22 protein-coding genes and 1 pseudogene are annotated in these 25,244 nt (G+C 53.9%); 8 read left to right on the top strand and 15 right to left on the bottom strand.

Annotated elements, in window-relative coordinates:
- Nucleotides 1-29: 29 nt before the first annotated feature.
- From ACX1CU_RS00180 to ACX1CU_RS00170, 3 genes are all read left to right on the top strand, one after another.
- On the top strand, nt 30-743 hold the full coding sequence (locus ACX1CU_RS00180; protein ID WP_459400672.1) for a 4'-phosphopantetheinyl transferase family protein: 714 nt from the start codon (nt 30-32) through the stop codon (nt 741-743).
- A gap of 245 nt (nt 744-988) precedes the next feature.
- Entirely contained in the window at nt 989-1,555 is a 567-nt protein-coding gene (locus ACX1CU_RS00175) for an NADPH-dependent FMN reductase (protein ID WP_459400671.1), read from the top strand.
- A gap of 88 nt (nt 1,556-1,643) precedes the next feature.
- A complete protein-coding gene (locus ACX1CU_RS00170; RefSeq protein ID WP_459400670.1) occupies nt 1,644-2,696 on the top strand; it encodes an alpha/beta hydrolase in 1,053 nt (350 codons plus the stop codon).
- Nucleotides 2,697-2,839: 143 nt separating this feature from the next.
- On the opposite strand, the gene ACX1CU_RS00165 is transcribed toward ACX1CU_RS00170, so the two are convergent.
- Both ACX1CU_RS00165 and ACX1CU_RS00160 read right to left on the bottom strand, forming a co-directional pair.
- Nucleotides 2,840-3,772 (bottom strand): IS110 family RNA-guided transposase, encoded by a 933-nt coding sequence (locus ACX1CU_RS00165; RefSeq protein WP_459400669.1) that lies wholly within the window; start codon nt 3,770-3,772, stop codon nt 2,840-2,842.
- 279 nt (nt 3,773-4,051) lie between these two features.
- Nucleotides 4,052-5,389, bottom strand: coding sequence for an NCS2 family permease (locus ACX1CU_RS00160; RefSeq protein WP_459400668.1), 1,338 nt, complete (start codon nt 5,387-5,389; stop codon nt 4,052-4,054).
- A 224-nt stretch (nt 5,390-5,613) separates the two neighbouring features.
- Between ACX1CU_RS00160 and yieH the strand changes: the two genes are divergently transcribed.
- Entirely contained in the window at nt 5,614-6,279 is a 666-nt protein-coding gene (gene yieH / locus ACX1CU_RS00155) for a 6-phosphogluconate phosphatase (protein WP_459400667.1), read from the top strand.
- A 540-nt stretch (nt 6,280-6,819) separates the two neighbouring features.
- On the opposite strand, the pseudogene ACX1CU_RS00150 reads toward yieH, so the two are convergent.
- Nucleotides 6,820-7,686: pseudogene (locus ACX1CU_RS00150) on the bottom strand (LysR substrate-binding domain-containing protein); the annotation flags it as partial.
- Nucleotides 7,687-7,929: 243 nt separating this feature from the next.
- On the opposite strand from ACX1CU_RS00150, the gene ACX1CU_RS00145 reads away from it, so the two are divergent.
- Genes ACX1CU_RS00145 through ACX1CU_RS00130 form a run of 4 tightly spaced genes read left to right on the top strand, consistent with a single transcriptional unit; the run spans nt 7,930 to nt 12,323 of the window.
- Nucleotides 7,930-9,291, top strand: a complete 1,362-nt coding sequence (locus tag ACX1CU_RS00145; protein WP_459400666.1) for an MFS transporter — start codon at nt 7,930-7,932, stop codon at nt 9,289-9,291.
- 29 nt (nt 9,292-9,320) lie between these two features.
- A complete protein-coding gene (fae, locus tag ACX1CU_RS00140; protein ID WP_459400665.1) occupies nt 9,321-9,824 on the top strand; it encodes a formaldehyde-activating enzyme in 504 nt (167 codons plus the stop codon).
- 10 nt (nt 9,825-9,834) lie between these two features.
- Nucleotides 9,835-10,881: an aldo/keto reductase gene (locus ACX1CU_RS00135; protein WP_459400664.1), complete on the top strand. Its 1,047-nt coding sequence runs from the start codon at nt 9,835-9,837 to the stop codon at nt 10,879-10,881.
- Nucleotides 10,878-12,323: an NAD-dependent succinate-semialdehyde dehydrogenase gene (locus ACX1CU_RS00130; RefSeq protein ID WP_459400663.1), complete on the top strand. Its 1,446-nt coding sequence runs from the start codon at nt 10,878-10,880 to the stop codon at nt 12,321-12,323. The genes ACX1CU_RS00135 and ACX1CU_RS00130 overlap by 4 nt, the downstream gene beginning before the upstream one ends.
- A gap of 502 nt (nt 12,324-12,825) precedes the next feature.
- Here the strand turns inward: ACX1CU_RS00130 and ACX1CU_RS00125 are convergent.
- The 12 genes from ACX1CU_RS00125 to ACX1CU_RS00070 all read right to left on the bottom strand — a co-directional run bounded on the left by ACX1CU_RS00125 (nt 12,826) and on the right by ACX1CU_RS00070 (nt 25,229).
- Nucleotides 12,826-13,845 carry an IS110 family RNA-guided transposase gene (locus ACX1CU_RS00125; protein WP_459400662.1) on the bottom strand — a complete coding sequence of 340 codons (1,020 nt, stop codon included), beginning with the start codon at nt 13,843-13,845 and terminating at the stop codon, nt 12,826-12,828.
- Nucleotides 13,846-14,436: 591 nt separating this feature from the next.
- The gene (locus ACX1CU_RS00120; protein WP_459400661.1) at nt 14,437-15,177 is read right to left on the bottom strand and encodes an amino acid ABC transporter permease; all 741 of its coding nucleotides are present in this window, start codon (nt 15,175-15,177) and stop codon (nt 14,437-14,439) included.
- 1 nt (nt 15,178) lies between these two features.
- Complete coding sequence (locus ACX1CU_RS00115; protein WP_459400660.1) at nt 15,179-15,904, bottom strand: amino acid ABC transporter permease; 726 nt, start codon at nt 15,902-15,904, stop codon at nt 15,179-15,181.
- A 53-nt stretch (nt 15,905-15,957) separates the two neighbouring features.
- On the bottom strand, nt 15,958-16,797 hold the full coding sequence (locus tag ACX1CU_RS00110; RefSeq protein WP_459400659.1) for an ABC transporter substrate-binding protein: 840 nt from the start codon (nt 16,795-16,797) through the stop codon (nt 15,958-15,960).
- Nucleotides 16,798-16,964: 167 nt separating this feature from the next.
- Nucleotides 16,965-17,696 (bottom strand): phosphate signaling complex protein PhoU, encoded by a 732-nt coding sequence (phoU, locus tag ACX1CU_RS00105; RefSeq protein WP_459400658.1) that lies wholly within the window; start codon nt 17,694-17,696, stop codon nt 16,965-16,967.
- Nucleotides 17,697-17,708: 12 nt separating this feature from the next.
- Nucleotides 17,709-18,485 (bottom strand): phosphate ABC transporter ATP-binding protein PstB, encoded by a 777-nt coding sequence (gene pstB, locus ACX1CU_RS00100; protein WP_459400657.1) that lies wholly within the window; start codon nt 18,483-18,485, stop codon nt 17,709-17,711.
- 48 nt (nt 18,486-18,533) lie between these two features.
- On the bottom strand, nt 18,534-19,424 hold the full coding sequence (gene pstA / locus ACX1CU_RS00095; protein ID WP_459400656.1) for a phosphate ABC transporter permease PstA: 891 nt from the start codon (nt 19,422-19,424) through the stop codon (nt 18,534-18,536).
- Between the two features lies 1 nt (nt 19,425).
- Complete coding sequence (gene pstC / locus ACX1CU_RS00090; protein WP_459400655.1) at nt 19,426-20,382, bottom strand: phosphate ABC transporter permease PstC; 957 nt, start codon at nt 20,380-20,382, stop codon at nt 19,426-19,428.
- A gap of 93 nt (nt 20,383-20,475) precedes the next feature.
- Nucleotides 20,476-21,516 (bottom strand): phosphate ABC transporter substrate-binding protein PstS, encoded by a 1,041-nt coding sequence (pstS, locus tag ACX1CU_RS00085; protein WP_459400654.1) that lies wholly within the window; start codon nt 21,514-21,516, stop codon nt 20,476-20,478.
- A 222-nt stretch (nt 21,517-21,738) separates the two neighbouring features.
- Nucleotides 21,739-23,010, bottom strand: coding sequence for a hypothetical protein (locus tag ACX1CU_RS00080; RefSeq protein WP_459400653.1), 1,272 nt, complete (start codon nt 23,008-23,010; stop codon nt 21,739-21,741).
- A gap of 3 nt (nt 23,011-23,013) precedes the next feature.
- Nucleotides 23,014-23,787: an outer membrane lipoprotein-sorting protein gene (locus ACX1CU_RS00075; protein ID WP_459400652.1), complete on the bottom strand. Its 774-nt coding sequence runs from the start codon at nt 23,785-23,787 to the stop codon at nt 23,014-23,016.
- Nucleotides 23,788-23,840: 53 nt separating this feature from the next.
- Complete coding sequence (locus ACX1CU_RS00070) at nt 23,841-25,229, bottom strand: ABC transporter permease (RefSeq protein WP_459400651.1); 1,389 nt, start codon at nt 25,227-25,229, stop codon at nt 23,841-23,843.
- Nucleotides 25,230-25,244 lie beyond the last annotated feature (15 nt).

Below are 25,244 nucleotides of genomic sequence, written 5' to 3'. Positions count from 1 at the left end.
TTTTGTCAGCCTCGTTCATGGAGTGAGTAATGGCTTGCCACTTTATCCGATGGGATACTACCTCAGGGATTTTGAACACCCATCGGTTATCCAGCGATCTGATTGAAAATACGCTAAATTTCTCTATTAAGCGCCGCAGGCGTTTTCTGCAAGGCCGGATCCTGCTGGCTGAAATGATGTTCTATCTGTACCGCCTGCCAATTTTGCCCCCCATCACTACCACGCCTACCGGGCGCCCCCACTTTGTCGATCCCCACTTACCTGATTTCAGCCTTGCTTATGCGGGTAACACGGTAGGTGCCTTGCTGAGCCTGGAAGGCAAAGTCGGGTTGGATATTGAAGTGATGCGCGCGCGCGGCCACAACCTGCAGCAGCAATACCAATCCGTTACCGAGCATGCCTGGATTGAAGCGCAGCATGATCGGCTGGAGGCTGAAACTCAGCTATGGAGTATTCGCCAGTGCGTGTTGAAGCTTTGTGGTCTGAGTAACGATGAGCAGGGAACGTTGCATCTGCATCCCTTTTCCGGGCATTTACGCTCCAGCGCTACACCACATGTGCAAGTGATGAGCGACGCCGGGGAGTATCTGAGCTGGGCTTGCGCTCGCACACCGGGATTAGAACGCCTGATTTGCTGGCAATATGACGATCGGCTAGGGTTGCGGAAAAGCAGTGAAATATCATCACGCCGCCCACCCCCTTCAACGCACTTTCTGAAACTGACCAGCCTGTCTGCACGATAATTACCGATTAATGCCTGCTCATAGCGAAAATATCTGAAATAAAACTTTTTTAAACAAATTAATTCCTACACAGAATTGTAAAAACAGATAAATATGCAGAACCAGCCTATTATCTGTTGAAAGTTTGCCCTACTATTTGTCGGTTGTTTTATAGCCTCACTTTTCAGGCGGTAGAGTCCTCCGGCTACAAGCTAAAATCTGTAGGTACAAGCTGAATCTGTTTACTAGCAAGGGAGAATCATCCTATGTCAGAGCAAGCACTAAAAATCGTCACTTTGCTGGGCAGCCTGCGTAAAGGTTCTTATAACGCCATGGTCGCCCGCAGCTTACCCAAACTGGCACCGCGTGGCGTAACCATCGAAGCACTTCCCTCGATTCGCGATATCCCTCTTTACGACGCAGATCGGCAACAAGAAGACGGCTTTCCCGCCACGGTTGAAGACATTGCGGAAAAAATCCGCCAGGCTGACGGGGTCATTATCGTTACGCCAGAATATAACTATTCGGTTCCCGGCGGCCTGAAAAATGCCATTGACTGGCTTTCCCGCGTGCCCAATCAGCCTCTGGCCGGTAAACCGGTCGCCATTCAGACCAGTTCTATGGGGCCGATTGGCGGCGCACGTTGCCAATATCATCTGCGCCAGATCCTGGTATTCCTTGATGCCATGGTCATAAACAAGCCCGAATTTATGGGGGGCATGATCCAGAACAAGGTTGATGAACAAGCGGGTGAGTTGATAGATCAAGGTACGCTGGATTTTCTGACCGGCCAGTTGTCTGCATTCAGCGATTATATTCGTCGCGTGAAGTAACTTTCCTTTCGGCGTCTTAAGACAAAAAGGCGCCGCTCATGGAAGAAATCGCACCATTTAATGTAGTAGAAAACAAAGTAACACTATTATGCGTTTTTTTATTTTAGCCATAATCATGGCTTTCACCACCAGTTCACTGTTTGCTGCAGAAATGCGCTACCCTGCCGGAGAAGAGCCGGTAGACCTCCCCACGCACCACCCGCTGAATGCCCAATTGCCTCGGCTAGCCTATAGCCAGGAAGATAAAAAGACCGAAGCCATGTCGCTGTATCTGACCCTGATGCGCGAAGACGAACGCAACGTCTGGGCACCCTATCAACTGGCAGCCTCTTCGGCAGAAAAGGGCCAGACCGAGCTTGCAGAGCGTTATCTGCAACTGAGTGCCAAACGCGGATTGTGGTATTACTACAATCTGCTGGAAGACAGCGCATTCAACAGTATTCAGCAAGGTGAAGCCTACCGTTCCATCCTCGCCGAAACCAAGGCCCGCTATCAGCAATACGCTTCGCAGTTTGAAGGTAAAGCCCAGTATGCCGTCCCCAGCGGGGAGCCACCGCCAGGAGGTTGGCCAACCATCGTCTATCTGCACGCTTATGGTCAGGCTGCGGCTATTAATCCACAAGACCGATTGCTGTTTGCAGAAGCCGGTGTCGCCTACATTGAGCTGAATGGCACCCAAATGTTGGCAGAGAACAACTTCCGCTGGTCCAATTACAGTGATGAGAGCACCCAAAGCGCTATTGAACGTGCTCTACGCTCCCTGACTCCGGTATTGAAACTAAATCCCAAGCAGGTGTTCCTGACCGCACGCGGGCAAGGCGCTCTGCACGGTGCCAACCTGATGGCAAAATACCCACAGTTTTATGCTGGTGCCATGCTGATTGCACCGAGCGGTGAAATCACGCCGGCCAAACAATCGTTGGCAGAAAAAAAGCGGATTATGATCGCCTATTACGATCGACAGAATTTCGACGATCAGGCTTTGGCACTGTATTTCGCCGATCTGTTCAACGAAAGGAACCAGGTTGAGATTGAGCATTTTGCCCAAGGAGAAGATGAGATCGGTGGCTGGCAGGCGCGTTTTAACCAGCCATTGCGCTGGGTAATGGGCAAAACTGCGGATGCGTCGCCGGGGTTATGAGGTAAAAAAGGGGCCACAGATGGGTAATGCTTGTCAGTTAAGGCTAACCCGTTAAGGTGAGGGGAATATCACTGAACTAAAGCCCCTCACCCCGGCCCTCTCCCACAGGGAGAGCAGCTGTGTTTAAAGTCAATGGGTGATGATTAATTTGTCACCCATTGCCTATTATCTCGCAGCATCGCGTTTAATATCGTTAACAGCTTTCTGATGCACGCGGTTAGCGCCACTTTCTTCGCTTTACCCCGTGCAACCAGCCTCTCATAGAACTCTTTTATCGTCTCATTGCTACGCGTTGCCGACAACGTTGCCATGTAAAGCGCCGCTCTCACCGCCGAACGCCCGCCCCAGATCGTTCGCTGCCCTTTCATTTTCCCACTCTCATGGGCGTACGGGCACACGCCAACCAAGGCACTGATTTCTCGCCGTGTCAGCTTACCTAGCTCCGGTAACAACGCCAGTAACGTCGACACCGTCACTTTACCTAACCCTTTCACCTCTTCGAGCAACCTGGCTTTCTCCTGCCAGACTGGCATCACCTTCAGTTGTCGGTGTATATCATCGTCAATATCGCTAATCTGCTGGTTCAGCCAATTAACATGGGCATGTATCGATTGGCTGGCCTCGTATAACGCCCCCTCAAGCCTGTTAAGCTCCGCTGTGCGGATCTCTACCAATTGACGCCGTCGCGTTACCATTCCCGCCAGACGTTGAGTTTGAACATCGTTTTGTTCTCTCACTGGCGGCTCTATCGCCTGGGCAAAGCGGCATAACACTGCAGCATCTATCGTGTCTGTTTTCGCCCGTTTTCCCAACGCACGGGCAAAATTCTTGACCTGCCGGGGATTAACGACCGCTACGGGCAATGTCTTCAACGTGAGCGCTGCGCAAAGTGGCCCATGATATTTACCTGTAGCCTCCATGGCGATCAGCTCCACCTCATAGGTATCAAGCAAGGTGATTAACGCCTGATGCCCTGAGGACGTATTGTCAAATTGAGCAATACGATGGTCTGTGTTGATAAACACGTCGAACTCCTCTTTGGCGATATCAATACCGACGTAAGTCTTTTGTTTCATCTCATGTCTCCCAGCCTTGCGTGATACGGACTGACAGCATCGTCGTCCAGGCAGCTGTTCGGGCTCATCATGAAACCGACGTGGCGCAATAAGCTCTCCCACGGGCTTGGTGTCCCAGAGGGGGTACGTGCTGCCACGCCGGGTAAGAACACAGTACAACCTATCTTTTTACATCAACTACAAACATACAAGGGAGGCCACACCTTTAGCACCTGTTGCATAATTATGCAGCTTTGCGCTTAACTGACCGGCATTACCCATCTGTGGCCCCTTTCTCTATCAATGCGCGTCAACAAACGCGATTTTAAGCACAAACAGCAGCGCCACCACGATCACGCAGGGGCTGATCTCGCGCCAGCGGCCGGTACCGAGCTTCATCACACAGTAAGAGATAAAGCCCAAAGCAATGCCTTCGGTAATCGAGAAGCTGAAAGGCATCATGGCGGCGGTGACAAAAGCCGGAACCGCTTCGGTCATGTCTTCCCACTTCACGCGTGCCAGGCTGGAGGTCATCAGCACGCCCACGTAGATCAACGCACCCGCAGCGGCATAGGCCGGCACCATTCCCGCCAACGGCGACAGGAAGATCACCAGCAGGAACAGAATACCCACCACCACGGCGGTGAGGCCAGTACGGCCACCGATGGAAACACCGGCGGAGCTCTCGATATAGGCCGTCACGGAAGAGGTGCCGATAAACGAACCCGCCACCGAGCTGATACTGTCAACGTACAGCGCCTGCTTCATGCGTGGGAACTGGCCTTTATCATCCGTCAACCCGGCTTTGTCGGTCACGCCGATCAATGTGCCTGAAGAGTCGAACAGGTTAACCAGCATAAAGGAGAAGATCACCCCAGCCAGGCCAAGATTCAGCGCACCGGCCAAATCCACCTGACCGACCACGGTCGTGATATCCGGTGGCATAGAGAACACGCCGCCATATTTCACATCCCCCAACATCCAGCCAATCAGCGTGGTGACCACGATGGAAACCAGTACCGCCGCATGGATATTGCGCGAAGCCAGCACCGCAATGATAAAGAACCCCAGCGCCCCGAGCAGCACGCTGTGAGACGTCAGGTTACCTACCGCCACCAGCGTATCCGGGTTAGCCACCACAATACCGGCATTTTTCAGCCCCATCATGGCGATAAACAGGCCGATACCGCTGGTGATCCCCACGCGCAGGCTGAGAGGAATATTGGCAATCATCCAGTAGCGGATACGGAACACGGTCAGCAGCAGTAAGCCAACGGCGCCCCAGAAAATCGCCCCCATGCCGACCTGCCATGAAATCCCCATTGCACCGACCACCACAAACGCGAAGAAGGCATTCAGGCCCATCGCCGGTGCCAGCGCGACCGGCAGGTTAGCCAGCAACCCCATCAAGATACTGCCAAAAGCGGCGATCAGGCAGGTGGTCACAAACACCGCCTGAGTATCCATGCCCGCCGCACCCAGGATCTGGGGGTTAACGAACACGATGTACACCATGGTTAAAAAGGTGGTAAGACCGGCAATCGTTTCCGTCCGTGCCGTCGTGCCATGCTGCTTGAGTTTAAACACGCGCTCAAGCAAGCCTTGCTTTACATCAAGGCTGATGTTTTGTTTGCTCATTATCAGAATTCCGAAGAGGGGAATGGACTGTCGGGCGCTATCCTATAACAAAATGTTGCCGTTTTAACCTTGCTCACCGGCTTTTTTCGCCCTATTTAGGGCTGATTTTTTCAACGAATTGTATTTATTGATATTCATCGTCAATAAATGTTTAAAGGGTCGCAATCCTGCACAATCCGGTTAAAGTGACAACAATCATGGCTTAACTGAGGATCCATCCCCCAATGAATCAGGTTGAATGTGTTTTGTTTGATTGTGATGGCACGCTGGTAGACAGCGAAGTGCTGTGCAGCAAGGCGTATGTGCATATGTTTGAGCACGTTGGTATTACGCTTTCGCTGGAAGAAGTGTTCAAGAGATTCAAAGGCATAAAACTCTACGAGATTATCGAGCAGATTAATACCGAACAGGGTGTGAGTTTCCCGGTCAGTGAGTTGGAGCCCATTTTCCGCCAGGAAGTGGCACGCCTGTTTGATGCGGAACTGCAGCCGATCGCCGGAGCCCGCGAACTGTTAGCGCAGATGACCGTACCAATGTGTACCGTTTCCAACGGCCCGGTGAGCAAAATGCAGCACTCGTTGGGGCTGACCGGCATGCTGTCCTATTTTGATGACCGGTTGTTCAGCGGCTACGATATTCAGCGCTGGAAGCCCGATCCGGCCATCGTATTCCACGCGGCAAAACAGATGCAGGTGCCGGTGGAGCGCTGCATTCTGGTGGATGACTCTGCTGCTGGCGCTCAAGCGGGTATCGCGGCCGGGATCCCGGTATTTTACTTCTGCGCCGATCCGCACAATAAGCCGATCGCGCATCCGCTGGTCACCATGTTTGACGATCTGGCTCAGTTGCCCGCGCTGTGGCAACAGCGCGGCTGGCGGCTTACGCGTTAGTCGGGCCGATCCCGCTTATCTGGCGGGATCTCCAGCCAACAGGTTGCTTGCGATTTTTCAAAAAAGGAATTAAAAATGAAATGGATAGTATCAAAAACAATTACCATATTGCTCGCAATAGTGGTTTCCTTTTTTTGCCTTTTGACATTTTTCTCCCTTTTTTATATAGCAGCGACAATCATTGGAATATACGATGAAGGTCCCAGCAGGTATAACTTAGGCTATCTTACAGGGCAGCTTATAACGCTTATTCTTAGCGTAATTATAATATATGTATTAGGGAAACAATTTAAGAAACTTGAATGATGGTATTCAATGCCACATATTCACGACCAAACTTGTAGAGAACACAAATTGGATCGCAATTTGTTTACCCCGCCTGATAAATTACTTTACATATCAAATAATTGCGCCATTACAGCCCCCAGAAAACTCATCATCTGAAAGCATTCCCGCTTTATCAATGAATACGTTCATAGCTTGCATATTGGCTTTATCTTTCTCTCGTTCATTATTTCTGGCTTCTATAGCCGCTTCTCCTCGGCCAATTTCCGCCCGCAGCCAATCGTGGAAATAACACACGCGCGGCAATTCCCGCTTACCGGGCGGGATCTCCAACCAGTAGCCGTTGGTGCTTTTCAGCTCCAGCGGTGACAGCAGCACCAGCAGGCCACTCTGTAATTCATTGCGGATCATCATTTTATCCAGCACCGCGTAGCCCGCGCCGGTAATACAGGCGTTGATCACCTGATCCTGCGTGCTGAACTCCAACCCTCCTTGCTCCTGCACTTCTGTGCGCCCAGCCGCCGCCAGCCAGCGCTGCCAGGTATCCATGCGGCTATCGCCATTGAGAATATGTAACTGCGGTTGCGTATTCAGCGGTGGAAACACACCGTTAATCATCAGCAACGGGCTGCCCACCAGCACCAGTTGTTCATGGCATAACCATTCACCGCCGAAGCTCTCTGACAACTCACCAAAGCGCACCGCACAGTCAAAGTCGCAATACTTTTGCCGCGCTTCGCTGATCAGGGCGATCTGCAATTGGCTGTTGCGTTGACGCAGCGTGACTAAACGCGGGGCCAACCAACGGGTGGCGAAAGTGGGGGCTACCTGCAACCGCAGGTGCTGCAAAGGATTGTGCAACTGCACGTGGCGCACCCCTTCCTCCAGAATATCCAGCGATTGCCGCACCACCGGCAGTAACAGCATCGCATCCTGAGTCAGCGCTAACCCACTGTGACTGCGCACAAACAGCAACTTACCGAGAAACTCCTCCAACTGCTTGATCTGGCGGCTGGCCGCACTTTGAGTGATAAACAGCGCTTCAGCCGCTTTGCTGAAACTCAGCGTCCGGCAGGTTTCTTCAAATACGCGCAACATACTGAGCGATGGGAGCTTTCTCACGATCCACAGACCTCTGCATCATGCATTAGGTTGTTAACGACATGTTGCCAATCTGGTGGATTTCATGCCTCCCCGCAGCATTTATCTCCCTAAAACCAGAGGCAGATCACATGCATTTTCCGCTGAGGGGTATGACTAAAACGCACTCGCCTACCGTTCCCTGCGCTGCCACATTGTTAACGCGATAAAAACAAAAAACCAACAATACACCAACAAACACCGCTCCAACAGGAGGACAGGTCAATGCAGCATCTAACACAACAACACATCCGTATGGATGACGTGCCGTTAAACCGTTTTCATATCAAGATCGCAGGTCTAACCTTCGGTGCCCACTTCACCGATGGCTATGTACTGGGCGTTATCGGCTTTGCTCTGGCACAAATCAAACCACAAATGGGTCTTACACCCTTCTGGGAAGGGATGCTCGGCAGTTCGGCGCTGATTGGGCTATTTATCGGTAGCCTGGTGCTCGGCTGGATTTCCGACTACATAGGCCGCCAGAAAATATTCAGTTTCAGCTTTGTGGTGATCACTATTGCCTCTGCCCTGCAGTTTTTCGCCACGACGCCGGAGCAATTGTTTCTGCTACGGGTGATGGTGGGCATTGGGTTGGGCGGCGATTTCTCGGTAGGGCACACCATGCTGGCCGAGTTCTCACCGCGCAAACACCGTGGCGTGCTGCTCGGATCGTTCAGCGTGATCTGGACCTTTGGCTATGTCGCCGCCGGTTTCGCCGGGCATTTCCTGACGGCATTGGGACCCGATGCCTGGCGCTGGCTGCTCTCCTCTTCGGCGCTACCAGCCCTCGCCATTCTGCTGATGCGCATCGGCACGCCGGAATCCCCCCGCTGGTTGATGGGCAAGGGCCAGCGCGAACAGGCGATGGCGATCGTCCATAAATACTTCGGGCCGAACGTACTGCTGATTGACGAGGCGCCGGTGATATCCAAGCAGCGTTTTCTGTCGCTGTTCGGTGCCAAATACCGCCGACGCACTGCTTTCAACAGCCTGTTCTTCGTCTGCCTGGTGATCCCGTACTTCGCGATCTACACCTTCCTGCCTTCCATTCTCAGCGTGATGGGGTTGGACAATAACTTCTCTACCGATCTGCTGCTTAACGGCCTGCTGATCGTCGGGGCACTGCTGGGGATTGGGCTGACGGTGATCTGCTCGCGTCGCGGGTTCCTGATCGGCTCTTTCATTTTCCTCGCCGCTTGCCTGGTGATGCTGAGCATTATTCCTGCCAACCAAACCGCCTGGCTGATCGCGTTCTTTGCCGCCTTTACGCTGGTGATGTCGGCGGTCAGCAATCTGGTGGGGGTCTTCCCAGCCGAAAGTTTCCCTACCGAAGTGCGTTCCATGGGTGTGGGCTTTGCCACCTCGATGAGCCGCTTGGGTTCCGCCATCGGCACCGGTCTGCTGCCGCTGGCGATCGTGCATTACGGCATGCCAACGACCACCGCCATTCTGGCGTTGATTCTGATTATCGGCGCGATTGTTTCCATTGCCTGGGCTCCAGAAACCAAGGGCCTGACGCTGGTGGATGCCGCGCAAGGTACGCCGCCTCAGGCAGAGAACACATTGGCCACCGTGGCTAAATAACATCATCTTAAAAAACAGGAGATCCTTTAGTGGAAATGTATATCGGTGAAGGCTTTGCAGGCAACGGCGTGAACGCCTCGCATATCAATATCATGATCGGTCCGCGTAATGGCGTGGTCGGCCAGGCGTTCTCAGCCAGCCTGGCCTCGCCCAGCCAAGGCCATTGCCCGTTTATGGTGGTGATCAAACCTAACGTACCCGCCAAACCGATGACGCTGTACGTCAACAAAGCGGAAATCAGCGGTGAACTGCACGGTAACGCCACCTGGGGCGCATCGCAGGCGGCAATCGCCAAAGCGGTGACCGAGGCGTTGCTGGAAGGCATTCTGCCAGCACAGGCGGAAGACGAATGGTGCATCGTCACCGCCAACTGGGTGAATCCGGGGTGTAACGATATCGATGAGGTTTATCACAATAACTATCAAGCTTGTACTCAGGCGATCCGCGCAGCGATGGAAAAATTACCGACGCGCCATCAGTTAACCCAAGCGCTGCCACAATTGGGTAACCCGTTCTATACGCCAAAAGCCTGAGGAAAGCGCCATGGAATACATCAACTTGGGCCAATGTGGCCTGAAAGTCTCGCGCCTGTGCCTGGGCACCATGAATATGGGCAGCAAACAGTGGAAACCGTGGATTTTTGATGAAGCGCAGAGCGAGCCATTGATCCGCCACGCTTTGGAGAGCGGGATTAACTTTATCGATCTGGCCGACTTTTACTCCAGCGGCGCAGGGGAAGAAGTGGTTGGGCGGGTGATTAACCGCATCGCCAACCGGGACGAACTGGTGCTGACCACCAAAGTGGGTTACCCGATCGGCGCTGGCCTCAATAATCAGGGGCATTCACGCAAGCACATTATGGAGAGCATCGACGCCAGCCTGCGCCGCCTGGGCACCGACTACGTGGATATCTATATGCTGCACTATTTCGACGTCAATACGCCGATCGAAGAAACCTGGGCCGCCATGAACGATATCGTGCGCTCCGGTAAGGCGCGTTATGTCGGGGTTTCCACCATGTACACCTGGCAGTTGGCCAAGATCCTGTGGTGCTGTGAGCGTAACGGCTACGTCAAACCGATCAACATGCAACTACAGCTCAACTGCGCTTACCGCGAAGAAGAACGTGAAATGATCCCGTTCTGCCGCGATCAAGGGCTGGGGGTTTCGGTCTTCAGCCCGCTGGCGCGTGGGTTGCTGAGCTGCGATTTCAATTCTGTGCGCAACAAAACCGACTTTTTCACCCAGGAAATGTATGCTGATGCAACTTCGCTTAACGTTGCACAAGCGGTCAGCCATGTCGCGCAACTGCGCGGTGTTCCTCCGGCGCAAATCGCCCAGGCTTGGGTGATCAACCACTCTGGTGTGGATTGCATGTTGGTGGGCGCTGACTCAGTGCAACAGATCGACAGCGCGGTGGCGGCACTGAACACGCCACTTAGCGAAGATGAGCGCTATGAACTGGAACGCCATTACACCCCGTGCGATGTGATTAACGACTACACCGCCGGTAAGCGCATTGCGCGTGAAAGCCGCCCGGCGCGCGGTTTATTCGCGCTGGATAACGTTGAAAAAAGGAACATTGCATGACGGCTTATTCTTCACTGTTGCGCACCGGTTGGTATTGCAACGGGGCATGGCACACCACAGCCCAAACTTATCCGGTCGATAATCCGGCCAATGGCGAAAGGGTGGCCGATGTGGCACTGGCAGGCAGTGCAGAAACCACGGCGGCGATTACCGCTGCGGCCGCTGCACTCCCGGCCTGGCGTGCTCTAACCGCCAAGGCGCGCGCAGAAATCTTGCAACGCTGGTTCCAGCTGATTATGCAGCATCAAAAAGAGCTGGCGGAGCTGATGGTCACCGAGCAAGGCAAAGTGCTGAGCGAAGCGAGCGGCGAAGTGGCCTATGCCGCCAGTTTTATCGAGTGGTTTGCCGAAGAAGGCAAACGCGCCTACGGTAAAACCATCCCAACCCCTAAAAACGGCAACCAGATCCTCACGTTTAAACAACCGGTAGGGGTCATTGCCGCCATCACCCCGTGGAACTTCCCGCTGGCGATGCTAACGCGCAAGCTTGGCCCGGCGTTGGCTGCGGGTTGTACGGCAGTGATTAAACCGGCGAATGAAACGCCACTCTCGGCCTTCGCGCTGATCGTGCTGGCGGAGCAGGCTGGCGTTCCTGCGGGTGTCATCAACGCCGTTTCTGGTGATACCGTCGCTATCGGTGAAACCTTAATGGCCAGCCCGTTAGTGCGTAAAGTGTCCTTCACTGGCTCCACGCCCATCGGCAAGCTATTGATGCGTCAGGCTGCCGATACGGTGAAAAAGCTGTCGCTGGAACTGGGCGGCAATGCGCCGTTTATCGTGTTCGACGATGCGGATCTCGACGCTGCCGTTGCCGGTGCGATGGCGGCAAAATTCCGCAACAGCGGGCAAACCTGCGTGTGCGTAAACCGTTTCTACATTCAGGACGGTATTTACGATCGTTTTGTCCAGAAGCTGACCGAAGCCGCTCAAGCATTAAAAGTGGCACCGGGTATGACACCAGGGGCACAGCAGGGGCCGTTGATCCATGTGAAAGCAGCAGAGAAAGTGGCAGCCCACGTGCAGGACGCGCTGAAGCTAGGTGCCAAACTGATGTGCGGCGGCGAGCGCCATGCGCTGGGTGGCTCGTTCTTCCAGCCCACCGTACTGGCCGATGCCAACGAAAAAATGCAGTTAGCCCATGAAGAAACCTTTGGCCCGCTGGCCGCCTGTTTCCGCTTCACCGATGAGCAAGAGGCCATTACACGCGCCAATGCCACACCGTTTGGGCTGGCGGCTTATCTGTATACCCGTGATTTGGCGCGTGCTTTCCGCGTCAGTCAAGCGCTGGAAAGTGGCATGGTTGGCATCAACGAAGGGATTATTTCCACCGAAGTGGCGCCTTTCGGTGGGGTGAAAGAATCTGGCTTAGGTCGCGAAGGCTCGGACGTGGGTCTGGATGAGTATATGGAAACCAAATACGTCAATCTGGGGCAGTTGCTGTAATGTTCACATATTGAGACAAGGGGTTCGAGTCATTGTTTCGGTCGCTAAGCATGTTCTGTTCACTTGGCTATGTGGTGAACGCGACCGAGCTGGGGGCTCAAGAGCCAGCCCCCAGCACCCCGGCCCTTGCCCTATCAGGCGGCCGCTACGCGGCTACCCTCACTCCGCCACCGCGCATCACGGCCGGCTACGATTCACATCCCTGTTCATCTCGCCTAAAATCGCCCTATATGGACGCTCCCGATGATGCCAGTGTTTTTCTTGAATAAAGTGAACAGGTATTGCAGCCATATATCCGGTTTCTTTCTGGGCCTTTCTGTGGCCCGAACCATGATGAAATCCGCCAGGTGAGTGCCTACCATCCCTACGGGCTATATTGCCCTGGCGCTTTACGGCCTGTCTCACCTGCGGTCTTACCTGTTTCGCCATCTTCTTGATTACACGTGCAACTACCGGACTGCGTTTTACCTTTGCTGACCTGGAGCCGCCCTTTGAGCTCGTCTCAATGAGCGGCTCCAGGTCGATATTCTGTGCCCTTCACCAGCATTGACCACAGGATGCGCGCCGTTTTACTCGCCTGTGCCACCACCGCCACGTTGTAGTTTTTCTTTTGCAGCAAGGTAAATAACCACGGCATCTCCTCTTTGTGGCGTTCAATCACCGCTGCCACCGCTCTGGCTCCGTGTACCAGTAAATACCGAAAGTAACCGTCGCCTCGTTTGCTGATATTGCCTAATCGTTGTTTGCCACCGCTGGAGTGTTCACGCGGTGTCAGGCCCAGCCAGGCAGCAAATTGCTTCGCGCTGTGAAATTGCTGCCCATTACCGACCGACGCCACCAGATAGGTTGAGGTCATTAACCCAACACCCGGCACTTTCATCACCCGCTGACAGGCTGGCTGGGTCTGCGCCCACTGACTGAGCTCTTGCTCAATCAGGGTGACCTGGTCTTCGAGCGCCAGGATATGTTCAAACTGACGCGCCGCACTGCGGCGGACAAACGGGGACAACGCGATATCGCCATTCTCCAGTAGGTCAGGAACACCTTGGTGAAAAGCCCGTTGCCCGGTCGGCATCACCAGGCCAAACTCGGCCAGCATGGCTCGTAAGCTGTTCACACAGGCGATGCGTTCCCGGATGAGGATGTCACGCTCGGTGTGAAGAGTTAATACGGCCTGCTGCTCGGCGGTTTTCACTTGTACAAAGCGCATGTTGGGGCGGGTAACGGCTTCACAGATGGCTTCGGCATCGGCCGCATCGGTCTTGTTGGTTTTGACGTAAGGCTTGACGTACTGCGGCGGTATCAGTTTGACCTGATGACCGAACTGAGCCAGTACCCGTGCAAAATGATGACTGGAAGCACAGGCCTCCATGCCGATAAGACAGGGCTCTAACTGCATGATGAAAGGCACGAATTTATCGCGAGTCAGCTTTTTCTTCAGGACCGTATTGCCATTGTGATCAACACCATGAAGTTGGAAAACGTTTTTTGCCAAGTCAATACCGAGGGTAGATACTTTCATTTGGACGCTCCTGCTGTTGAGATTAGACACTCAAATTGTGGCACATTGCGATGCCGTGGTAGGAGCGTCCATCTCATTATCCATGGCGATTTTGCCTATGCGCCGTGTCTCCGTTCGGCGCCTTCAATGGCGTCAACACCTGTGCTCATCTCACCAGCTATAGGTTTGACACGCTGTTATCAATACCATTGTAAAACTTGCCCGTTACTCACAGATTCGGGTGTTGACGTTAAGCGCATCATGGCCTGCTGAGCAAGACACCGTTGCCAGGGGCAACCGGCCATGGAGGGCCGGTTGAGGCGATATGAACAGGGACGTGAATTGAGCCGACCCGTCCGGCAACGGGGGCGTAGTGAAGGTACCCGCGCAGCGGGCAGGCCATGTTAAGCGTAGGCGTGGGTGCAGGGCCCCGCCTTGGGCCCTGCAATTGCCGTCCATTATTGTTCCATCGGATTATGATCTTTTACGGCAATTCCCATTACACCTGACTTACAGAGACGAACACGTTGTGTATAAGAGACAGCCAACAGGGAGAGGGAACTGAACGTGCTACATTTTAACGTCTGCGTTGCGGGAGAGGTTACAGAGAGATTAACTGGCCGGTAACGGTGGCCGATTGCGCCACCAGCGCCAACTGCGTTTCAGCGCTTTGGCCTGCGGGCTAAAGCGCTGGTTTAACGCGTTTGCCAAGATATCCAGCGTCAGGCAGAAGATGAAATACACCAGCGCCACAAACAGGAATACCTCCATCGGATAGACCATGCTGCGGTTATTCACCTGGGTGGCCAGGAAAGTCAGTTCACCAACGCCAACGATATAAGCCAGCGAAGTATCTTTAATCAACGAGATCCACTGGTTGATAAACGAAGGCACCATCATGCGCAGCGCCTGCGGCAAGACGATCATCCGCAACACCTGCCAACGGTTCAGCCCCAAGGAAAGCCCTGCCTGCCACTGCCCGGCACCGATGGCGACGATCCCCGCTTTGACCGCATGGGCCAGATAGGCCGAGGCGATCAGCGCCAGCGCGCACACCACGGTGGTAATTTCCGGAATATCGACCCCAAACACCATCGGCAGCAGGAAGTAAGTCCAGAAAATCAGCATAATCACCGGGATCGCGCGGAAAAACCCCAACACCGCCGCCAATAACCCAGCCAGCACACCGCGCGACATCGCCAGCGCTACGCCCAGCAAGGTGCCGAGAATTGCAGAAGCCACCCCGGCCATCAGGCTGATCGCTAACGTCAGCGCTGCGCCGCCCAGTGGCCCATCGGGGAAAGTGCCCCACAGCAGGTAGCCTAAGTTTTCTTGGATAATGGTGAAATCCATCTTAGTGCCCCCCGAGCGGTTTACGCTGTTGACGCCACATGCCCCAACCTTCCAGCAGGGCAATAATGGCGATATACAACACCGTTGCCACGCCAAACGCCTGGAAGGTGCGCAGGGTTTCGGTTTCTACCTGACGCGAAGCGTAAGACAGCTCCGCCACGCCGATAGCCATGGCCAGCGACGAATTCTTGATTACGTTCATGTACTGCCCCAGCAACGGCGGGAAAGCGATTTTCAGCGCCTGCGGCAGCACCACATAGCGCATGGATTGCCAGCCGGTCAGCCCCAGCGCGTTGGCGGCGTACTTTTGCCCACCGGCAACGCCACGAATACCGGAGCGGATCTCTTCGGCAATAAAGGCGGTGGAATAGAGCGTCAGGCCAAAAAAACCTGCCAGAAACTCAAACGATGGCCACTCGATCCATCCCAATGCATGCGGGGTATTCAGCCACTGCATGGCGGCTGAGGGCAGGATTTGCCCAGCGGCAAAATACCAGAAGAACAGTTGTATCAGCAGGGGGGTATTACGAAATAACGCGCTGTACGACACCGCCAGCCAGCTTAACGCACGCACGCTGCTGTCCCGCATGGCGGCCAGAGCAAATCCCAGCAGCGTCGCTGCCAGCCCGGCGCAGGCCGATAGCCATAGCGTCATCAGGAAGCCATGCCATAACCAGCTCAGATATTGCGGCGCCAGCAGCCAATCTGAGAGTTGTTGCAAATTCATCTGCGGTATTTCTCCTCACCTCAGCCCTCCCCGGCAGGGAGGGCAAAGGGAGATTAGGCTTTAGGCTGTTGATCCAACGGGCCGATCTTGAAGCTGCCACGAGGTTGGGCAGAATTGGTTTCCGGGCCGAACCAGCGATCGTAAAGCTTCACCGCTTCACCGTCTTGTTCCAGCTTGATCAGCGTATCGTTAATGGTAGCGGTCAGGCGCTCTTCACCTTTAGGAATGCCGACACCCTGATACTCTTTGGTGATACTGAACGGAGAAATTTCGAAATCCGCTTTTTGCGCGGCGGGCAGGTTGCCCAGCAGACCAACCAGCTTGGCGTCATCTTGGGTAATCGCCTGTACGTTGCCATTACGCAGTGCGACAAACGCCAACGGCGTATCGTCATAAGAGATCACTTTAGCGGTGGGGTAATGCTCGCGCAGGGTAATTTCCTGCACAGTGCCTTTATCTGCTCCAATACGCAGTTTCTTGATGTCTTCCGGCGTTTTCAGCACGCCTTTGTGAGCAATGAATTTCTGGCCAGTGGCGAAATACGGCACGCTGAAGTTCACTTCTTTAGCACGCTCATCGGTGATGGTGAAGTTGGCGGCGATCAGATCAACCTTTTTGGATACCAGCAGAGGAATACGGTTGGCCGGGTTGGTGGCGCGCAGTTCGACTTTTACGCCCAACGCTTTGCCAATGGCGTCCGCTACATCCACGTCATAGCCCACCAGCTTTTTCGTTTGCGGGTCGATGTAACCAAACGGCGGGTTACTGTCGAATACCGCGATACGTACCACACCGGCTTTTTTAATATCGTCGAGTTTATCGGCATGGGCAGCCCCCACAACAAGGCTGGTCAAGCTAGCTAACAAGGTTAAGGCGAGAACGCGCTGTTTCATAAGAGGCTCCTAAGGGGATGATGTTGTGCTGGCTAACAAGCTATCAGCCCTCTCTTAGGTCAGGAAATAATATTAAAAGCTATATTTATAACCATTTTAACTTTATGACGTTCAAATGTACTAAAGGCGCTGTATTCAGCGCCTTTATAGGTAACTCATTGGGGAAATTACGCTTTCTTCTCGTCTTTGGTTTCAGACAGCAGCGTTTCCAGCGCATCGCCGCCCAAATGGCGGAAATCCTGGCCTTTAACGAAGTAGAAGATAAATTCGCAGATATTCTGGCAGCGATCACCAATGCGCTCGATAGAGCGGGCGCAGAACAGCGCGGTCAGCACGCTTGGAATGGTGCGTGAATCTTCCATCATGTAGGTCATCAGTTGGCGCACGATGCCTTCATATTCCTGGTCAACTTTTTTATCTTCGCGGTAGATGCGGATCGCTTCATCCAGATCCATACGCGCAAAGGCATCCAGCACGTCGTGCAGCATCTGCACGGTGTGGCGGCCAAGCGACTCCAAGCTCACCAATAGCGGCTGATGCTGGTGGGAGAATTTTTCCAGCGCGGTGCGGCAGATTTTGTCCGCTACATCACCGATACGTTCCAGTTCGGAAATGGTCTTGATGATCGCCATCACCAGGCGCAGGTCGCTGGCGGTTGGCTGGCGTTTGGCAATGATGCGCACGCAGGCTTCATCAATCGCCACTTCCATCATATTGACCTTGGCATCGCCTTCGATCACGCGCTTGGCCAACTCACCGTCCTGATTATGCATCGCGGTGATCGCGTCGGTCAGTTGCTGTTCCACCAGCCCGCCCATAGTCAACACCTGGGTGCGGATGTGCTCAAGCTCTGCGTTGAACTGGCCGGAGATGTGTTTGTTTAAATTCAGGTTATCCATGATGCATCCTCATCAACCATAGCGGCCAGTAATGTAATCTTCGGTCTGTTTTTTCTGCGGCGCAGTGAACAGAGTGTCAGTATCACTGAACTCGATCAATTCACCCAGATACATAAATGCGGTGGAATCAGAACAGCGCGCCGCCTGCTGCATATTGTGGGTCACAATCACCACGGTGTAGTCAGACTTCAGTTCGCTGATCAGCTCTTCAATTTTACCGGTGGAGATCGGATCCAGCGCCGAGCAAGGCTCATCCAGCAGCAGCACTTCCGGGCGAATAGCGATACCGCGCGCAATGCACAAACGTTGCTGCTGGCCGCCGGACAGGCTGTAGCCACTCTGGTGCAGCTTGTCTTTGGTTTCGTTCCACAGCGCCGCTTTGGTCAGCGCCCACTGCACGCGCTCGTCCATATCGGCACGGGACAGCTTCTCGAACAGGCGCACGCCAAAGGCGATGTTGTCGTAAATCGACATCGGGAACGGCGTCGGTTTCTGGAATACCATGCCCACTTTGGCGCGCAGCAGGGCAATGTCCTGGTTATCGGTCAGAATGTTTTGCCCATCCAGCAGAATATCGCCTTCAGCCCGCTGTTCCGGGTACAGCTGATACATCTTGTTGAAGGTACGCAACAGCGTGGATTTACCACAGCCTGACGGGCCGATAAATGCGGTCACTTTATTCTTGGCAATATCCAACGTGATGTTTTTCAGCGCATGGAATTTGCCATAGTAAAAGTTCAGATCGCGTACCTGAATTTTGCTGCTGGAAGCGGAGTCAACAATGCTCATCAAGACTTCTCTCTTTTCACCGCGCCAGCCAGGCTGACGCTTAAATTTTTATGAATGCTTTTTCTTGGCGAAAATCACACGCGCCAGGATATTCAGTAACAGTACGCACAGGGTGATCAACAGCACCCCAGCCCAGGCCAGCTGTTGCCATTCGGCAAACGGGCTCATGGCGAATTTGAAAATGGTCACCGGCAGGTTGGCGATCGGCTGCATCAAATCCGTGCTCCAGAACTGGTTCGACAGCGAGGTAAACAGCAGCGGAGCGGTTTCACCCGCAATACGCGCAATCGCCAGCAGCACGCCGGTGATAATGCCGGAAACCGAGGCCTTCAAGGTGATGGCCGAAATCATGCGCCATTTCGGCGTGCCCAAGGCGTATGCCGCTTCACGCAGCGTATCCGGCACCAGCTTGAGCATATTCTCGGTGGTGCGAATCACGATCGGGATCTGCAACAATGCCAGCGCAATAATCCCAGCCCAGCCGGAGAAGTGTTCCATTTTCGCCACCACCACGGTGTAAACGAACAGGCCCACCACGATTGACGGCGCAGACAGCAGAATGTCGTTAATAAAGCGGATCACTTCCGCCAGCCAGGATTTACGGCCGTACTCTGCCAGGTAGATCCCCGCCATAATGCCCAGCGGTGTACCGAAAATAGTCGCCCACAGGATCAGCAGGCCGCTACCGGCGATAGCGTTCGCCAGCCCGCCACCGGCGGTATTCGGCGGCGGCGTCATTTCAGTGAACAGCGCCAGCGACATGCCGTCGATGCCCTTGGTCACGGTGGAGAACAGGATCCACACCAGCCAGAACAGGCCGAATACCATGGTCGCCATCGACAGGAACAGCGCAAGGCGGTTCTTCTGGCGGCGCCAGGCCTGCATTTTGCGGCGGCTTTCTGCCAGCGCTGCAGGGTTTTGCATATCCATCGTTGCCACGTTAGCGTCCCTCGTTCTTAGCCAGGCGCATCACCATAAACTTCGACAGCGCCAAGACGATAAAGGTGATAACAAACAGGATCAGCCCCAACTGCATCAACGCAGAAGTGTGCAGCCCGGATTCCGCTTCCGCGAATTCGTTAGCCAGCGCCGAGGTTATACTGTTGCCCGGCATAAACAGCGAGAAGCTGTCGAGCTGGTAGGTGTTGCCGATGATAAAGGTCACCGCCATGGTTTCCCCCAGCGCACGCCCTAAACCGAGCATCACACCACCAATCACGCCGTTTTTGGTGAACGGCAGCACGATGCGCCAGATCACTTCCCAAGTGGTGCAGCCAATGCCGTAGGCCGACTCTTTCATCATCACCGGGGTTTGTTCGAACACGTCGCGCATCACTGCGGCAATGTAGGGAATAATCATAATCGCCAGGATCACCCCGGCGGCTAAAATCCCAATACCAAACGCCGGGCCGGAGAACAGCTCACCCACAATCGGCATACCGGAGAGCACGTTGCCGAGCGGGGTCTGGAAATATTGGGCAAACAGCGGGGCAAACACGAACAGGCCCCACATGCCGTAAACAATGCTTGGGATCGCCGCCAGCAGCTCAATGGCGATGCCCAGCGGGCGCTTCAGCCAGTTGGGTGCCAGCTCGGTCAGGAACAGGGCGATACCAAAACTGACCGGTACGGCGATGATCAAGGCGATCAGCGAAGTCACCACCGTGCCGTAGATCGGTACCAGCGCACCAAACTGTTCAGCCGGGGCATCCCACTCTTTGGTCCACAGGAAAGCGAAGCCGAACTTCTGCATGCTTGGCCAGGAGGCGATAATCAGCGAAACAATAATGCCGCCCAGCAGCAATAGGGTAATCAGCGCTGCCAGTTTAACCAGCGCGCCGAAGATGATGTCACCATTTTTACTTGGTGCTTTAATGGTCGGCTTAGACCCAGCCATAGATTACTCTTCTGTTTAAAGCTTGGAGGGCCCAGCACGCTGAGCCCTGACACATCAGGCTGAGGCGCGGTAAATTCCGCACCCCCTGCATAGTTAGAACAAGGCTTTACCGGAACTGTCTTTAATATTGGTTCTCCAGGCGGCGCGGATCTGCTCAACCACTTCATGTGGCAATGTGGCGTAATCCAGTTCGCTGGCTTGCTTGGCACCGGTTTTGTAAGCCCAGTCAAAGAACTTCAGCACTTCTGCGCCTTGTTCGGGCTTCTTCTGCTCTTTGTGTACCAGGATGAAGGTAGTAGAAGTGATCGGCCAGACGTTGTCGCCTTTCTGGTTGGTCAGGTCCTGAGCAAAAGTTTTACTCCAGTCCACGCCTTTGGCCGCTGCGCTGAAGCTCTCTTCAGTTGGGCTGACCGGTTGGCCGTCTGCTGAGATCAGTTTAGTGTAAGCCAGGTTATTCTGCTTGGCGTAAGCGTATTCCACATAACCGATAGAACCCGGCAAGCGTTGTACGAACGCGGCAATACCGTCGTTACCTTTGCCGCCCAGACCGGTTGGCCAGTTAACGGTTGAGCCTGCGCCAATTTTCTCTTTCCACTGCGCGTTAGCTTTGGCCAGATAGCTGGTGAAGACAAAAGAGGTGCCGGAACCGTCAGCACGACGAACCACCGCGATATTCTGATCCGGCAGTTTCACGCCAGGGTTCAGCTTAACGATCGCTGGGTCATTCCATTTTTTGATGTTACCCAGGTAGATATCACCCAAGGTTTGGCCATCCAGGGTCAGTTCACCGGATTTGATGCCCGGAATGTTTACTGCCAGTACCACACCACCAATCACGGTTGGGAACTGGAACAGGCCGTCAGCGGCCAGTTTATCGTCAGACAACGGTGCATCGGAGGCGCCAAAGTCAACGGTGTTGGCAATGATCTGCTTCACGCCGCCAGAGGAGCCGATCCCCTGATAGTTAACTTTGTTGCCGGTTTCTTTCTGATAAGAATCTGCCCACTTGGCGTAAACCGGAGCGGGGAATGTCGCACCTGCACCGGTCAGGCTAGCAGCAGCGAACGCAGACACAGAGGCCAGGGAGAAAGTCGCTGCCACAATACTGGCGACGGTGGTACGCATCAGTTTCATAATCCCTCCTAATGGGATATTCAAAAATCAACTTTGAGTTGTTTTCATCAGAGTAAGTATTGTTGCAGGAGGGAAAATAGGACAGTTAAGTGACAGAAAAATGTAATAAATATGACAGTTATATTACAACCAACAAAAAACAAATTAATTTAATTTAAAATCAATAAGATAAAAAACACTGGCAGTTGAACACTGCCAGCCATGATGATATTGCGCTCACGTTTAGAAATAATAGTTGAACGACAGCTGCCAACGCCGTTCTGGGCGCACCTGTTCCACTTGCGATGCTTCCAGACGATAGATTTTCTGCCACTGCAAAGCCAGATCCACCGGGCCGATATGACGACGCACCTCGGCAAAGCCCATATTCTTCTGCCGTTGCAGATCGCGCTGCCAGATCGCATTAACATCGTAATTATCGACAATATCTTTCCAGTATGCCTGGAACAGCACGGAACGACGGGGCATCAGCCAGTTCTGTGCTTGCAACGAGGTCTCACCGAGCGAGGTAGCCCCTTGTGCCACAGCATAAGGGGGTAGGTTGGCAAGGAAATCCAACGCACGCTGATTATCAGCACTACCGTTGTAATGGCCCTCAGCACGCAGCGTTAACCGATTCTCCCCACTCCAGGTCAGACCGTAGGCCAGACGGTTGCGCCAGCGGCTCTCCTGCTGTTGCTCGGGCAAGGAGGTTTGCCACATGTAAGGTTGGCGCCCTCCGGCCCACTCGGTGTAGAACAGCATGGAATGGGAAAGGACCCGTGAAAGGTTGAAGCCCAACTGTGGTGAGCGGCCTTGCTCCAGCAGCAGCAGCCATTGTGGGTTCAGGTTTTCTGCCCACTGATAGCTGCCCACCAGCAGCATGCGTTGCCTGGGGTTACTGGCTCCCCAGTCCAGGCTGGCACTTTGCTGGCTCGGATGTTCACTGAGCTTGGGCGACCAGATCGCCGTCAAAGCGGCTTTATCCCACAGATACTGCCAACGCAGCATGGCATTGCCCAAGCGGTTATTTCTCAGCGCCTCGGGATCGGCAGACGTAACGGAGCGCACCGTGCCCTGCCCAAGGAAATCGGTAGGGTTATAACCGAATGCCAGACCATAGCGCGTGTTGACGCGCCCAGCATCCAACAGTAAACGCGGCGTCACTTTATACGTCAGGTAGGCTTCTTTCAGCGAGTTAACGTTGCTGTCACTGCGTAGACCGGGTGAAAAACGGCTATCAAACCGGTTAGCAAACACAAAGCGCCAGTCCTGAGAGGGATTCGCCGTTAAAGGCGCATCCCAACGCAGATCGAGCGAGATTCGCTGCTGGTTGCCACCGTTCTCATTCAGGCTGGTGGCCGCTTCAGCCGTCATGTTGAGCTTTTTATCCTCAACGGGCGAGAACCTGGTGCTATCAGCCAAATCCAAAGCCGCCAGCGTGGCATCCTCTCCATGAGCAAATGGGCCATACAGAACTGATAATGCCACCATCCATGACCGCGCTTTCTTCATCCGTCAGTCATCCTTGAAATGCGGCAGGTAATCACGCTGTAGCCAGGCTTCGGGAACATCGTACCAGGCGAAATCCTGGTGCTTGAGTACGGTGACCAACTGCGAATTCAGCCCATCGATGATCACCGCCTCCGTTGGGCGGCTTCCCCCTAGCACCGTTTGGTAACTGCGGAAATAGGTGGTCTTGAGCAAATTGCCGTTCACGGCATAGAACTCGGCTTTACAGCTTTTGAAGTCCTGTTTATCCACCCAGAGCTCCATAGACGGATAGGCAGCGTCCTGATGCTGTGCCACCAGATGTAGGCGATAGCAATCCCGCTGCTGTCGCTCCCCGTCCAGCACCCGTTCTTCCCCCACTAAAGTGGCCTGATAATCGTAATTCCAGTTTGCCGTCACCACGTCACCGTTAGCGGCCTGCCCCAACAGGCGTTGCTGTGGTGAAATAGGCACGCTGGCCTGGCTGGCTGGATCATAAAGCCACAGATCGCGGCCGCTTTTCAGCGTTAGCTTGCCGGCATCCCGTTGTGGGCTGACAAACTTCACCAAGCTACGAAACTGGCCACTCGGATAGGCGCGAGAATAGAGGCGCAATGTGCTGGTCTCATGCTGCTTGCCGCTTTTATAGCTAACCAGGGTGGTGCTCAAGCTGAAAGAGCGACTCGGGTTGCGCACCTCATCGCTTTTTTTCAAAATGTCCTGAGCGCTGAGCGTGGCCAATGCCTGAGTGCTGGCAAACAGGCTAAATAATAGGCCAGAGATCAATGAGAATCTCATCATGCGGATCTTCCTTGTGAGTAAACAATAACCTCCCACCATCCATTGTGATGGGATCAGGCATGGCGCAGTGCTTGTACAATATGAACGTTTGCCGCTCGCCGGGCTGGCCACCAGGATGAAGACACTGCGGCAACCATCAGAATAACCAACACGCTTAGCAGCATCGTCCATTCCCCCCAGATCCGTATCTTGATTGGGATTGGTGCAATCACCCCCGGCGGATGCCAGGTCAGGCCGGAACGATTGATGAGATAAGCCAGAAACAGCGAAAGAATGATGCCTGTCAGACAACCAATAATGCCCAGCAAAATGCCTTCATTCAGAAACAGGCGCTGGATATCCTGACGCTTCAGCCCCACCGCCCGCAACGTACCGATTTCAATCGTGCGCTCCAGCACCGCCATACTCATGGTGTTGCCAACGGTGAACAGCGCAATGCACAAGATGAGAGCCAGCAGAAAATGGAATATCTTGCCGAACATATCCAGGATCTGGTTGTACAACGGCTGCAACTGAGAAAAGTCATAAACAGCCAGAGGTTCATTGGCCAACGTGGTTTTGAATAACTGTTGCAAACGAGCGCGAGCCGCTTCCAATTGTTCCGTATTACGCAGTTGCAGAGTAATTGCCGTGACTCCCGCTTGGTCACGACCAAACACCAGTTGCTGGGCTTGTGCCAGATGGATACCAACATAGCTATCATCCAACTCTCTGGCGGCCTGCGGCTGGACGGCCTCAACCTGCACACGAATGATATTGGGTGCTCCACCCACCGAAGCAGCCAACAGCTCGATTTGATCCCCGGTTGATGGTTTCCTTTCCTCCCGCGTCTGCTGCGCGAGTAGCATCAGATCGTCAGGAAGAGCCGTTGTGTTGTTCTCTGTCGGGGTCACCGAACTGCCACAGGGTTGGTCAGCGATAAAATCACATAACTGCAACATGCGCGCCACGCCTGCGCCGATCATCGCAGCATCAGGATCATGTTCGTTGAGGGTCCTCTCCTGTCTCCCTTTACCGAGATGGTACTCATCCCATTTGTTCAGTGCTTCCTGGCCCGCCGCTTCGCTGCCATAAATCAATACGGGGCGGGAAGTGCCAGCGGCATAATTTCCGGCAATGCCATTCAGGATCAGCACCGGAGTTTTAACTACCACCATCTGCCGTAATTCGGGATCCTGTTCAATCTGCGCCATGATTTTTTGGTAGTTTTTGATGCTATATTCTGCCGGGTTGGCCGAACCATTCAGCAAGTAGTCTTTATGTTGTATTTGCAGATGGCCAGTATCACGGACAAAGGTCGTTTGCAGACTGTATTCAATAGAGCGGTTATAGCCACCAAATAACAGAATGCCGACGGCACCAACGGTAATAGCACAAAGGGTCGATAGCGTTCGCCGTCTGTTACGCAGTAAGTTGCGTAAGGCCAGCTTGAATGTTTGCATAATGATTTTTCTCCA

Source organism: Serratia sp. D1N4, from assembly GCF_054552755.1.
This window is presented reverse-complemented; position numbering and strand designations above follow the sequence as displayed.